9 protein-coding genes and 1 pseudogene are annotated in these 13831 nt (G+C 54.1%); 1 reads left to right on the top strand and 9 read right to left on the bottom strand.

Annotated elements, in window-relative coordinates; genetic code table 11:
* The 6 genes from JUJ53_RS15995 to JUJ53_RS25160 form a co-directional block, all read right to left on the bottom strand.
* Positions 1-1171: RNA-guided endonuclease TnpB family protein (locus JUJ53_RS15995; RefSeq protein WP_204153041.1), on the bottom strand; the 1171-nt coding region annotated here is incomplete at its 3' end.
* A 209-nt stretch (positions 1172-1380) separates the two neighbouring features.
* A complete protein-coding gene (locus tag JUJ53_RS15990; RefSeq protein ID WP_204153040.1) occupies positions 1381-3723 on the bottom strand; it encodes a type IV pilus secretin family protein in 2343 nt (780 codons plus the stop codon).
* Positions 3724-3908: 185 nt separating this feature from the next.
* Entirely contained in the window at positions 3909-4730 is an 822-nt protein-coding gene (locus JUJ53_RS15985) for a hypothetical protein (RefSeq protein ID WP_204153039.1), read from the bottom strand.
* Positions 4727-5554 carry a PilN domain-containing protein gene (locus tag JUJ53_RS15980; protein WP_204153038.1) on the bottom strand — a complete coding sequence of 276 codons (828 nt, stop codon included), beginning with the start codon at positions 5552-5554 and terminating at the stop codon, positions 4727-4729. The genes JUJ53_RS15985 and JUJ53_RS15980 overlap by 4 nt, the downstream gene beginning before the upstream one ends.
* Positions 5555-6673: a type IV pilus assembly protein PilM gene (pilM, locus tag JUJ53_RS15975; protein ID WP_204153037.1), complete on the bottom strand. Its 1119-nt coding sequence runs from the start codon at positions 6671-6673 to the stop codon at positions 5555-5557.
* 435 nt (positions 6674-7108) lie between these two features.
* Positions 7109-7234, bottom strand: a complete 126-nt coding sequence (locus JUJ53_RS25160) for a hypothetical protein (protein ID WP_275415780.1) — start codon at positions 7232-7234, stop codon at positions 7109-7111.
* A gap of 769 nt (positions 7235-8003) precedes the next feature.
* Between JUJ53_RS25160 and JUJ53_RS15970 the strand changes: the two genes are divergently transcribed.
* Positions 8004-11837, top strand: a complete 3834-nt coding sequence (locus JUJ53_RS15970) for a polysaccharide biosynthesis tyrosine autokinase (protein ID WP_204153036.1) — start codon at positions 8004-8006, stop codon at positions 11835-11837.
* Positions 11838-11846: 9 nt separating this feature from the next.
* Here the strand turns inward: JUJ53_RS15970 and JUJ53_RS15965 are convergent, their stop codons facing one another.
* The 3 genes and pseudogenes from JUJ53_RS15965 to JUJ53_RS15955 all read right to left on the bottom strand — a co-directional run.
* Positions 11847-12032, bottom strand: coding sequence for a PCP reductase family protein (locus JUJ53_RS15965; protein WP_204153035.1), 186 nt, complete (start codon positions 12030-12032; stop codon positions 11847-11849).
* Between the two features lie 299 nt (positions 12033-12331).
* The gene (gene psbC / locus JUJ53_RS15960) at positions 12332-13720 is read right to left on the bottom strand and encodes a photosystem II reaction center protein CP43 (protein ID WP_204153034.1); all 1389 of its coding nucleotides are present in this window, start codon (positions 13718-13720) and stop codon (positions 12332-12334) included.
* Positions 13704-13831 (bottom strand): annotated as a pseudogene (locus tag JUJ53_RS15955) (photosystem II D2 protein (photosystem q(a) protein)); the annotation flags it as partial. The pseudogene JUJ53_RS15955 and the gene psbC, both read right to left, overlap by 17 nt.

Here is a 13831-nt window from a genome sequence, read left to right as displayed (position 1 = left end):
CCCCCGCCGCATCGACTCCACAGGCATTTTCTATTCCCCGTTGCCCACGGGTACGAATGACTTGAGCTGCCGCCACATCACGGGGTTTGATTGACCCGCAGTGATGGCAGTGATGAATTCGAGTTGAGAGGTCTTTGCGAACCTCTGCCCCACAATCTGGGCACGTTTGAGAGGTGCCACGAGCATCCACCTTACCGTAAAACATATCGCGCTTGAAGCACACCCAGGGCAGGATCTGGTTTGTGAATTGCCCCAGACCAGCATCCAGAGTGTGTTTACCTAGCATCCCTTTGGCCATGATCCGGAAGTCCAGCTCTTCCACAAACATCATCCCTGCTCCATCGCACAGGTGATGGGCCAACTTGAAATGCCAATCCTTGCGAGTGTCGGCAATGCGTTGATAGACTCTCCCAATCTTCCTCTGGAGCTTTAGCCAGTTGCCCGACCCCTTCTGCTTGGTCTTGAGCCTGCGTTGCAGCAATGTCAGCTTGCGGTGCAGTTCATTGAAGAAGCGAGGCCGCTTAACCTGCTCGCCGTCAGACGTCGAAAGGAAATACTCAAGCCCAATGTCGATACCGACCGGGTGCCCGTGGGGCATCGTGGCCGGAACATCAACATCAGCTTGCAGGCTTAACAGAACGAAGTACCCTGATGCCTTGCGCACGATCCGGGCCTGCTTCACCTTGAACAAGTCGGGGATCTGCCGTGACCAGCGCACCCGAATCAGCCCGAGCTGAGGCAGCTTGATGCCCTCACCACTCATGCAGTGTTTGAGCATCTGAGGGAACACAAACGACCGCATCCGGTTAGGTTTTTTGAACCGTGGGAACCCCGACCGCTTCAACCGCCATGACTCCCAAGCTCCATCCAGCTTCCTGAGAACTTGCTGGAGCACCTGGGCGTTGACGGCCTTGAGGCTCGGGAAGTCGCCCTTGGCCTTGGTTAAGCCTTTGGCCTGAGCGTGGTAACTCGGAAACGGTGTATCAACAGGCAGGATAAACTCCTGCCGGATTGAACATGCATTCACCGGAGACTTGCGAGAATCCAGCCAGTCTTTGCGTTCCTGCAGGGCAAAATTCCAGACTTTGCGGCACAGATCAAGAATGTGCTCAATCTCTGAAACCTGTTCAGCAGTCGGCTCTAGCTTGAATTCCCACGTCATGTTCAGCATGTCTACACTCTAGCATAATGCTGTGTAAACTGCTTCCTTGGATTGCACTCCGCTACACCACCAGCCAAGTGTTCAGCTATGGCTGGAGTACTGCGAAGGATCTTGATAGAGCCTCCTCGCATGGCGGGTCTACAAAAATAGGGTAGCTTTGAGACCTATACCCAGAGCTACCCTATTTAGTTGGTATCAACAATCGAGATGCCTCGATGCTAACGCAGCGGCATACCCTGTTGGCGAAGCACTTCCTGGACGTCTTGTCCTGGGGAGTAGCGATAGCCAAAGTTGGATAGATCCGAGTCATCCAAAATTTGAGGCGTTACTAAAACCACCACCTCTTGGCGAGAGTTCTCCCGATTGGTGCTTCTAAACAGCGCACCCAAGATGGGAATATCTCCCAAAATTGGCACCTTGCTCACCTCAACGCGATCGCTATCTTGAATAATCCCAGCCAGGATCAATGTTTGCCCATCCCGCATCCGAATCCGTTCAGTACGTACGGTGCGTTCTTGCAAGAGAACAATGTCCCCGTCCCGCTCAGTGCTGAACACTTGGGAAATCGAAGACACAGTTGGCTCCACAGACATCGTCACAAAGCCGTTATCATCAATCCGATCAACAATAATATCGAGAATGAGACCTGCATCGTTAATGATGGGCTCAGAGGATGTGATGTCTCCATCCTCATCTGTAGTGATTCGAGAACCTCCATACACCTGGGACGTTAATTGAACCGTAGCTCGTGACCCTTCTTGCACCGTCAAGGTTGGATCGGTCAGGATCTTTGCATTGCCGCTAACCACCTGAGCCTGCAAGTCAAATAGGAAGTCGCGAGTGTATTGGTATAGTTGAGGCAATCCAAACTCAATGCCAGCTTCCGTAATTTCCGTGATACCCGGCTGGAGAGGATTTGGGTTTGTCCCAAAAGGAGAACGAGGAAAACGACCATCAGGAAATCGGTTCTCTTCGCCAGGAAATGGGGCAGGGTTACCAGTGCTTTGGTTACTTCCAAAGGGAGCATTCGGTTGTGCATCCAGGAAGGGGCCTAATTCCTCCTCAGTGGGAGGAAACAAGTCACCAGTAATGGGTCGGTTAAAACGACTGTCGTTGAAATCGCCAATACTAGGCGGCCGGGCTTCTCCATAGCGAGCCCCCAAGGATCCACCGTCACTCACAAAGAACCCGTCACCAATACCGAAGGAGAAACTGGTAGAAAAGTCTTCTGTTGCTAGCAGGTTAACGTCCACCACCTTCACATTGATCGCAACTTGACGGCGGCGGAGGTCGAGCTGAGCTAGTAGATCGGTAGCTGTCTGCACCCGGCGGGGAGATCCCACGAGGGTGATGGCATTGAGTCGGTTATCAGTGGTCACCGATAAACCTTGCAGCAACAGGGGACTTTCCCCAGGCTGGACTTCCACGGCCACAATCTGAGGCGGCTCTAGAACCTCAACGGTTCGGGCAGCAGCTCCTTCTCCAATGGTTTCGATCCGCACGGCTTGGAAGGCTTGACGCGATTCTGCCCCTTGGGTTGCTAAGAAGTTAGCAGCTTCAGCAGCCGTCACCTGATTGAGACGCAGGGTGCGGGCAATGATATTGCGGGCGTCATCGGGCAAGCGCGGTCCCACAAAGATGGTGCGCCCTTCACGGTTGGCTTCTAGACCACTAATGCGCAACACATAGTTGAAGACGTCCTGAACCGGCTCGTTTTCAATATCGAGGGAAATGCGTACTTCCTCAGCACCTTCATCGCCGGATGCTTGGTCATCGGCGTTGATGCCTGGGATCTCACCAATATAGGCAATGTTCAGGTTGGCCGCGCGAGCTAGCAGAGATAGGACATCGCGCACCGGCGCATCCCGCAAAACCAAACGGGGCACGCGCTCAGTCGTGGCGAGATCAATGCGATCGCGTGATGTATCCAGGGTTGAAACAGCGATATCGCCCAAGGGTGGCGCAACCGCCCGTGATTGGAGCGGTGGCGTAAAGCCCTGAGCTGGGTTGAGAACCGGTACCCCGTCAATAAACAGCTCCGGATTGGGCACCAAGACAGGGCTAGGCGAAGGCATCTGGGCAATGGAGGGAGGTGGCGCAGGTGCAGCTTGGGGAGGTGGCGCAGGAGCCGGTGCTGGCGCTTGCGCTGTTGCTCCAGCATTAGCGAAGTCAAACACAATACTGTTGTCAGCTTGGCGGACTTGCCCAGAAGGAGCGCTATCGGAGGCGGAGGTGATTGACAGACGAATGCTGTTTTCGTCTACTTGAGTGACGCTGACAGAGGCAATGCCAGGGGCCGGATTATTTTGCAAATAGCCGTTGCCCTCAGGGAGCTGAAGCTGCGTGTTGATGATGTCCGACACCAGCGTATTCCCCTGAGCGATGGTAAACACCTGGGGGCGATCGCCCTCCTGGGTTTGCAACACCACCTCAACACCATTCGATGCCTCAGTCACCTGCACCCCGGTTACACGGGTTGGCTGGGCAGAAGCCGGCTGAGCCGTCATTGCCACCATCATGCCACTGGCTACCACACTACTAAAACCTAAAAGACGTTTCACGGTCCCCTCCTCCTTCAAAATCTCTGGGATGAACTAACCCGTAACATCAACACTGAGCGCTAAATCTAGTTCATATGAGCGAATTAACCGAATCCAGTTGGTACATTTCTCGTTGACTGGTAGGGGGCGAACCCTCTCCTGCCAACCCATCCTTAAGAGCCACAATGGGCAGCCCTTAAGCGCCATTAACTACCGGCCTCGGCATCTACTGCTCCCTCTTCTCCCTCTGCCCCCTCTGCTCCTTCGGTTTCTTCCATCGGAGGAGGATTAGCGGCTTCAAAGGCTCCCTCTGGAGCCGGCAGCAGCACATGGACTTGGAAGCTCGTGTCGATCAACACATAGTCACTTCTAGCAATCACCTGCCCCTGCTGATTCACCAGCGACTCCTGGGCGGCTGTGTTCAATTCTGAATTAAACTCTCGCAGCACCATGAGTGGTTGCAATCGCTCAATACTACGAATAATTGACTGAGTTTGGGTAAAGTCACCCCGCATCGACACATCAAACACCCGCCGCTCCAGGCGATTATTCACAGCCGGGCCATAGCTGCTGTCGGTAATCACCCCTGACAAGTCATCGTTCAGCTCAAACGTGACAAGGTTTGCCTGCCGCACTTCATCCTCAATACCCGCATTAGCTGAGCGAATGCGTTCGTTGAGGTCAAAGAGTAGCGTATCCAAGCTAGCCTCGCTAGCAAATAAGCCCAGCACATCCGTCCGCAGATTTTCTGCCTCAACCAGTCGGGCTTGAGCTTCTTCAATTTGTCGCTCTAGTTCGCCCGTATCCACGAGCAAACTTTGCTTTTGATCCACCTCACTTTGCAGAGTGCTATTGGTCTCCAAAACAGGTGAAACTAAATTTTGGAAGACCCAAAGAGCAGCAGCAGCGCCTAATACAATCAGCAGCAGCCCGCTCACCAAGGGAGTCAGTTCAATTCCAAAGACCTTCGGATAGGGAGATGTCTCCTCCATATCCGGTGCATTAGACATAAAATCACCGGCTGTCATGGCTGCAACACTCCTCGATTACGCAGGGTTTCAATACGGGATGTTAGACCGTAGGATAGGGTGCCTTCTAGTTCATCAAAGAGTTCCGAGGCAGTCATATCCGTGAGACGAGCTTCGATGGTATAGCTCACTTGCTGGCGCAGGGACACCTCGACAGAAACATCGTCATTCTCAGGCTGAAGCTGCCGTGGGTCGTCTACGAGCTCAGCGACAACCAAACGAGTTTCATCGCTGTTCAAAAAGGGCGATCGCTGCAGCAGGAGCAAAAAGTCGTTGACGGCCGTAAACGTTGTTGCATAGCCTCGAATCTGAATCTTGGTTTCAGGGGGCGGCGGCGGCGGCGGCACGGTACCGTCAGCGTCCGCGGTAGGCGTCGAGCTGCGAGGGGCAGGCTCTTCCTCAACCTGAGAAATTTGGATGACCTGAACGATATCTGGCGGTGTGTTGGCAGGCATATTAGGAATGCGATCGCGCACATCCTGCAAGATGGCAGACCAAGGCTTGATGCGATCAAACACCGTTGCTAGGGCCTGCACCTCTTCTTCAATGAGCTGCACCTGACTATCCACATCAGCAAACTCACCTCGCAGGCTTTCAATTTGGGCAATCTGGCTATCCAGTGCCTGATTTTCCTGCTGCAAAATACCGGTACGATACTGCGAAAACAACCAAAGACCCACCATCGCTGCCGGCAGCCCAATACCAATGATTAAACCGGCATACAGCATGATCGGGCTCTGGGGCGCAGCCGCTTTAGAAGCGATCGGTTCTGCGCTAATTCGCTCTTCGCGATCGCTTAAAAAATTAATGTCTAGACTATACATCTACCATGCCTCCCGCAACGCCAGCCCCAAGACAACACCCAGACCAGCCGGATGTTGAATATCTACTACTTCATTCTCCACAATCTCCAAGGAAATAGCGGCGACCGGATCAACCTGGCTTGCAGGCAAACTGAGCCGCTGGGAGAAGAACTCATCTAGTTGACCAATGGCCCCGCCGGGGCCCGCCAATAAAAGCTGTGCTACCTCCATGTTGTCACCCTGGTTGAGGTAGAAATCAATGGATCGCCTCAGCTCATCAGCCAATTCGCCCAGCACCCTCAACATAGCGGCAGAGCCAGGATTGGTACCGCCCATCTGAGGCACGCCCACACTATCCATCGGCGTTACTGGAATGGTCATGCCTTGCAGCAAATCGGTATTGCGCGAGGGCGGTAGGTTCATGGCTCGGCTGAGGGCGCTCTGAATCTGGTAGGTGCCAATCGGCACGGTTCTCGAAAACTGGGGCACCCCATCCACCGTGATGGAGATTTCAGTGCTGTCAAATTCAATATCCACAATGGCGGCAGCTTCTTGGGGCGTAAACTGTCGAAGCTGCTCGCGAATGGTGCGAATCAGAGAAAAGCTGCTGATTTCCAGCACGTTGATGCCAATGCCCGCCTGCCGGAATGTATCGAGGTAGGTATCGGTCACGTCTTTGCGGGTGGCTACCAGCAACACCTGAACCTTATCGATGCCATCTTCATCGACGAAAAAGCCGAGCTTTTGGTAATCAACGTCGGCTTCTTCTCGGGGAAAAGGCAGGTATAGCCCAGCCTCTTGATTGAGCACCATCTCCCGCAGCTCATTGTCGTCTAGCTCAGCCGGGACTGGAATGATCCGGGTGACGGTATCTCGTCCTCCAGGAATAGCGGTTGCCGCATTTTTCACCTTGATGCCATTGGTTTCAAGGACTTGCTGCACAATTTCTGCCATGGCGGGCGAATCAATGATCTGCCCTTCCTGAAAAATTCCTTCTGGCACTTCAGCCGTGGCCAGTTTCGCCAATTGAAACCCCTGACCCTTTTTCTTTAACTGAGCCACGTTGACTCGCTCAGGGGTCAGCTCGATACCGATCCCTTTCGTCTTCTTTGATAGCAAATCCTGAAGAATTCTAACCACGATACTATCCGCTCATTCACTAAAGATAAACGCTGGCCAAGGGGGCGACGCCGACGAAAGAACACCTATCTATCGAGCTAATGCGATCGCATCCTACTCGATTTCCTAGAGAACTGCCACCTTCAAATGAAAGCATAGATTTTTCGAAACTGCAGGACTAAACTTAGTTCCAGCAAGTCTCTCCCATGCCTGAATTCTCAACGACTAGTCTCCCCAAGAAATGAAGGCTAAATACATGGTCACACCGCTATGAACTTGCTTCAAAATGCGACCATCTATGGGTACATTTCAAAGCAAGAAACCTGTAGCCATTGAGTCACGATGGCAAGGAATAAACTCACCTATTCCGATCAAGTTAGACCCGTCAAGACCATCGCTAGACGACCTAACCTAGGTTGATGATCAACCGATCGCATCGATGAGTTACCAGCGATACTACACACAAAATCGAAACTTGCGCAGGGTTTGACAAAAACTTAGCAATGTTGTCCCTAATCCAGCAGGCAAGAGCTCCGCGATCGCTTCAGACTTGAGTTCGACCCTGAGTTCGACAGAGATCATCAGTCTCGTCGTTCATCCTGCGTGGGTCGGCCGATCCACCGATGGCTAGTCATCTGAGACGGAAGTAACCCGCCTATGTGCTCAGGCAGGCATCCTTGAGTGTGTCCTGGAAGTCCGTTTCGTTTTTCTGTCTTCGTTCTTCTATCTTGCAGGTCTAGGTTGGGTTGATGCTGGCTCTGATGACGTGGGAGCGATCGCCATCCCTGAACTGGCAGCGACTCCGAGCACCTGAGATTCTTCACCTATGCAGTGATGCGCCGCTAACTTGCTGCTTCTTTCGGCCACGACAGGCTAGATTCCGGACGCTTCTGAAGCCCTCGTAGTCATCAAATCCAGTCATCCAACCAGTCACCCAACCCTTGCATCAGTGCGTCTACGCCGAGGGCGATCGCTTCCCACCCCGTATTTACCCCGACCTCCCCGTGAAAGTTTGCGGTTCTGAGGGGAAATGGTCGTAAAGAGTTAACAAGATCATGGATATAGATGACGTACTAAGACTGCGGGTCGATCACCTCCCCGTGTCTAGCGATCGCTGGAGGACTGCGCTAATCAAGCCTCGAAGTCCAGCACGGATTCAAGTACGGATCCAAGTACGAGTTCAAGTACGGATCCAAGTACGGATTCCAGCCTTGAACCAGCATGTCTACCTCTGTCCATCGATCAATTCGCGTATCAATCCAGTGTAGGTCGTTCTAGGACTGCGCATGATTGCCCCTAGCTCCGCTACCACGCTGTTATTGTCAACCAGCTATACATCTGAGAGCCGACTATGGTATCTGGGTCCCATCAACCACCGTTTTCTCATCACGCCCCGCAGTCTGAAGCAATTCCTTCCCCCGCCGTTATCCATCTTCCCTATGAATCGGAGGAGATGGACTTGCAAAACGTCAAAGAGATTATCTACCGACGCCGGTGGATGCTGGCAGGAGTGGCGATCGCTACAACGGTCTGTTTTTGGGGCTGGACGCTCACCCGCACGCCCATTTATCGCGGAGAATTTCAGGTGTTAGTGGAGGCGATCGCTGAAGTAGATCCCTCTGAAGAGTTGCTGCGCGAGGGCAGTCAGTTTCGCACCACCTTTGACTACGATACCCAAACAGAGGTGTTGCGCAGTCCAGCCTTGCTGCGCCCCATTCTCGAAACGCTGCAAGAAACCTACCCCGACTTTAGCTACTCAGAATTAGCTGGCAACCTCAGCATCACGCGCCTACGAGAAACGAAGGTGCTCTCGGTGAGCTACCGTAACCCTGATCCAGAGCGCATTCAGGCCGTACTAGATGCCGTCGCCGAGGAATATCTCAAATATAGCTTTGAGCAGCGACAAACGAACCTCCAGCAAGGGGTACAGTTTGTTGAAGGACAACTGCCAGAATTGCGCGATCGCGTGAATTCGCTGCAGCAGCGTCTAGAGCGATTTCGCCAAGAATATAGCCTGATCGATCCAGAGTCGCGGGGCACCGAACTGTCCCGCCTGATCACCTCCATTGAAGAACAGCAGCAAAGCACCCGCACCCAGCTTTCTGAGGCAGAGTCTCTTTACCTAGCCATTCAAAGCCAGCTTGGCTACAGTCCCGACCAGGCTTTGGCAGCTTCGGCCCTAAGTGAATCGACCCGCTACCAGGCTATTTTGAACGAGGTTCAGGACGTCGAGGCACAGATTGCCACGGAATCGGCTCGCTTCTTGCCCGATACGCCCAATGTGCAGGTGCTGGAGGATCGGCGAGATAGTTTACTGCCGCTGTTAGAACAGGAGGCCGATCGCATTCTTGGGCAGCGGTTGTCGAATCAAATGGATGGCAACCTCACGTCTATTTCCATTGACCTCAGCCGCCAGCTCATCAACACGGCCAACGAGGTTCAGGTTTTGCAAACTCGCCAACGGGCCTTGGCAGATGTCGAACAGCAAATTAAGCAAGAGTTTGACCTTGTCCCCGCTCTAGCCCGGCAGTATACCGACCTGCAGCGGGAGTTAAGTATTGCCACCGATAGCCTGAATCGATTTCTGACCACTCGGGAATCCCTAGAGCTGCAGGCCGCCCAGCAGTCTATTCCCTGGCAGCTCATTTCCGAACCCACGACGATGAACTCCCCCATTGCTCCCAACGTTCCCCGTAGTCTCATGCTAGGGGCGATCGCTGGAGCCTTGCTAGGAGCAGGGGCGGCCTTTGTGACCGACAAACTGGATACCGTCTTTCATACCCCTGATGACTTAAAGTCCTTTGCCCGCTTGCCGATGCTAGGCGTGGTGCCGTTTATCCGCCAGCCCAACCAAATGCTGATCCAGGGCGAGGATGCCACAGCGCGTGCCCGTAAGCCATCGTCCTATCACTACCAATCTTCTCCCTTTTTAGAAGCCTTCCGATCGCTCTATACCAATATCCGCTTCCTGGGAGCCGATCGCCCCATTCGTTCCGTTGTCATTAGTTCCGCAGTCCCGGCGGAGGGTAAATCGACTATTGCGCTGAACTTGGCGCGAGCCACCGCCATTATGGGGCAGCGGGTATTGCTGGTGGATGCAGATTTGCGGCTGCCTCAAGTGCATGAACGGCTAAAAATTCCCAACTTGAGGGGATTGAGTAATGTGATGACGGGCGATTGTTCCCTAGAAGAGGCCATGCAGCGATCGCCCATTGATGAAAACCTAACGGTGATTACGGCAGGGATGATTCCCCCTGACCCGATTCAGCTTCTGTCATCCCAAAAGATGCAGCAGTTTAACCAAAAGGTGACCCAAGACTTTGACATTGTCATTTACGATATGCCGCCCCTGCTGGGATTTGCCGACAGCAGCCTGCTGGCCGCGCAAACCGATGGCATGATTGTGGTTGTGGGTTTGGGTACCACCAGCCGTACCGACCTGAAGCAAGCCCTCGATACCCTCGATGTTTCACCGGTATCCCTCTTGGGCGTGGTAGCCAATGGTATCAAAGCCCACACCACCCGATCCTATGGCTACAATCGCTACCACCAATACTACAAAGCCTATGCCGAAGGAGGGGCCGCGCCCGAACCGGCTTCCGAGTCTTGGGTTGATGGTCTACGCCAGCGTTTCACGGCAGTATTTCCGGCCGCGGGTGATCTAGAAGATGAGGTAGACGAGGTCAACGAGGTAGATCAAGGAGACCATCACGTAGAAGAAGATGCTGAAGAGGTAGGGGCGGGGGCGATCGCCGATCTGCCAGATGCACTCGATGCCTCCTTAACCAGCCTAGGGACGGAGGATCCACCCAATGGGCATCAGCCTATTCCCTCGATCTTTGAGCAGGATCAGGAACACCCCTATCAGTTCACGGGGCAATTCACACCCGATGAGCTGAGCTACACCGATCTGTATACCCAAAACCATCACCAGACCTCCCTAAATGGGGTGACCGATACCGACCTGAGCACCTGGAACCCTCCCGCCGATCTACCGGATTTGTCCCCCGTAGAACCTCAAGGAGCACAATCCTGGGACGACCTAGAGCCCGAAACCATGCAAGATCTAGCCCATGACCTAGATGAGTTGGACGAGCTGCAAAGCGTGCCAGAACCCTTTGCTGATTTGTTAAACCATGAAGAAGCCTGGGATCCTGCCGATGCCGATCTCGACGACGATCTTGAACTGGAGGCGCTAGCTGGAGACCGGGGTGAGGATGCCATGCTAGACAAGCTGATGGGATTTGAGGCCGATGATCGGCCCAGCGAACTGGCGACGGACGACTCGCCGCCTTCCCTGGGAGAGCAAGACTTTCTGCTCAAGCGCCTCTCTGGCATGAGCTTGCTCTCCCGATGGCAGGCTCCCCCTCAGCCTCCAGCCGAGGCCGATGATCCGCCGCCACCGTTAGGTGAGGCTGAGAATCAGGTTCCTAGCTCCGAGGCGATCGCTGCCACAGAATCGGCTCTGCCGCCCTCGGATTCAGACAATCCAGACGCTCCTCTGTCCGACGATCGCGACGACGACTGGCAAGATCACGACATCACTGAGCTAGATTGGCAGACCCCCGTCGATGCCGCCGATGATGCCCCTTCCTTAGAGACATCCCAGACCGTTAGCGCCCATGGCACCAGCCCGATCGAGTCCCCAGGGCTCAGCCACCCGACAGAAACCGATCTAGAGAGCGATCGCTCTGAAGCCTTAGCATGGCTCGAACGCCCGGCAGCAGTCGATGCAGAAGCAGCTCACGTGCAGTCCACGCTACACGTTACTGAAGCATCCCTGGAATCAGAGGATCGGCCAACGTCCTTGGACTCAGAAGCCGAGGTCGATGTTCAGACAGTAGCCCAACCGTTTCAGGCTACCGATTGGCAGTCTGTCAACCAAGACTCCCCGCAGGAACAACCGGCTACTCAAGCGACCGGCACCGACACCCATCTCCAAGACGAAGCTCCAGAAGCCAATTCCCCTTTTCTGGCTGCAATCTTCATGGCTCAACAAGCGATCGCTGCTGGACAAACCGCCCAAGGCAGTGAAGACTGGCTGCACTTAGCCCAGCAATGGCAACAGGCCTCAGACCTCATGGGCGAGGTGACCTCCGGTCACGAACAGTATGAGATGGCCCAGCAATGTCAGCATCTTTATCAACGGAATAGCGACTATGCTCGCAATCGGGCCATTCACTAATCCTGCGGATCACTGCCCAAATTCAATCCTGGCCTGATCGACAATATCGGCCGTCACAATATCGGTCTCTGCTTCACGAGCGATCGCCTCAATGCGCTGTCTGGCCTGCGATCGCACGAAGAAGGGAATATTTTTAAACTTTGCGGCGGCATCAGGAGTCCATTGCAAGCCATCCGCCCAATCTGTCTCCGACATCAATTCGTCCATCCTCAACAACAAGCTACCGGTGATCGATCCGCGAGTCCCTAGGGTAGGGTCTGACAACGGATCCTACGGGCAGCGATCGCCCTCCACTGTTACATCTCACTGTTTTGGAATCGTGGAGACGACTGCGCCAACCCTGATTCTCATCCTACAGCGATCGGGGGATCGGATTGAAAGCGAGGAATGGAACGCGAACGATCAGAGGGCGATCGCCCGACAGGCATCAACCATAACCCTAGACAAAAAAAGGGCTCCCTAGGGAGCCCTTCGCAGTTATGAAAATCGTGAACCTAGTCTAGGTCGGTCATCGACAACACAGGCTCAGTTTCACGGTTAATCCCTTTCTCAAAGCCAGCCTCAGCAGCCCGAGCCCGTCCGGCATGCCACAGGTGACCCACAAGGAAGAAGAAACCTAGCACAAAGTGAGAGGTAGACAACCAAGCACGGGGAGACACAAAGTTCACCGAGTTGATTTCCGTTGCCACACCACCCACCGAGTTGAGAGAGCCCAACGGTGCATGGGTCATATACTCAGCCGCACGGCGCGCTTGCCAAGGCTGAATATCGTTCTTGATCTTGTCAAGGTCTAGACCGTTGGGGCCACGGAGCGGCTCCAGCCAAGGACCTTGGAAATCCCAGAAACGCATCGTCTCACCGCCGAAGATGATTTCACCGGTCGGAGAGCGCATCAGGTACTTACCTAGACCGGTAGGCCCTTGAGCCGAACCGACGTTGGCACCCAAGCGTTGGTCACGCACCAAGAAGGTGAGTGCTTGAGCCTGAGACGCTTCGGGGCCCGTAGGACCAAAGAACTCACTGGGGTAAGCAGTGTTGTTGTACCAAACCATGATCGAGGCGATGAATCCCATGAGGGACAACGCGCCCAGGCTGTAAGACAGATAGGCTTCACCCGACCACACAAATGCACGGCGAGCCCAAGCGAAAGGCTTGGTCAAAATGTGCCATACACCACCCGCAATACAAATAATGCCGACCCAGATGTGACCACCGATGATGTCTTCCATGTTGTTGACGCTGACGATCCAGCCTTCGCCACCAAAAGGAGACTTCAACAGATAGCCGAAGATAACAGCGGGGTTCAATGTGGGGTTGGTGATAATCCGCACGTCACCACCACCGGGTGCCCACGTGTCGTATACGCCACCAAAGGACATGGCTTTCAAGACGAGTAAGAAGGCACCACAACCCAAGAGGATCAAGTGGATCCCGATGATGGTGGTCATCTTGTTCTTGTCTTTCCAGTCATAGCCGAAGAAAGAAGAGTACTCTTCTAGCACTTCCGGGCCGCGCACGGCGTGGTAGATGCCGCCTAGACCGAGAACTGCCGAAGAAATTAAGTGAAGCACACCCACCACGAAGTAGGGGAAGGTATCGGTTACTTCACCGCCGGGGCCAACACCCCAACCTAGGGTCGCCAAGTGGGAGAGCAGGATGATACCTTGCTCATACATGGGCTTTTCAGGGACGAAGTGAGCCACCTCAAACAAGGTCATGGCTCCGGTCCAGAACACAATCAAGCCAGCGTGGGCAACGTGAGCACCCAACAGCTTACCGGACAAGTTGATCAGGCGGGCGTTTCCAGACCACCAGGCAAACCCTGATGATTCTAGGTCACGGTTACCAGCCGATACATAAGAACTATTAAAGGGCGTTTCCACGGGGTAATACCTCCTCAGGGAACACAAACTTCTCGTGGGGCTGATCCTGAGGTGCCATCCATGCACGGATGCCCTCGTTCAGCAAAATGTTCTTCGTGTAGAACGTTTCAA

It is taken from the genome of Leptolyngbya sp. CCY15150 (assembly GCF_016888135.1).
GTDB lineage: Bacteria > Cyanobacteriota > Cyanobacteriia > RECH01 > RECH01 > RECH01.
The sequence above is the reverse complement of the archived record's forward strand: the minus strand, read 5'-3'. Positions and strand labels throughout refer to the sequence as shown.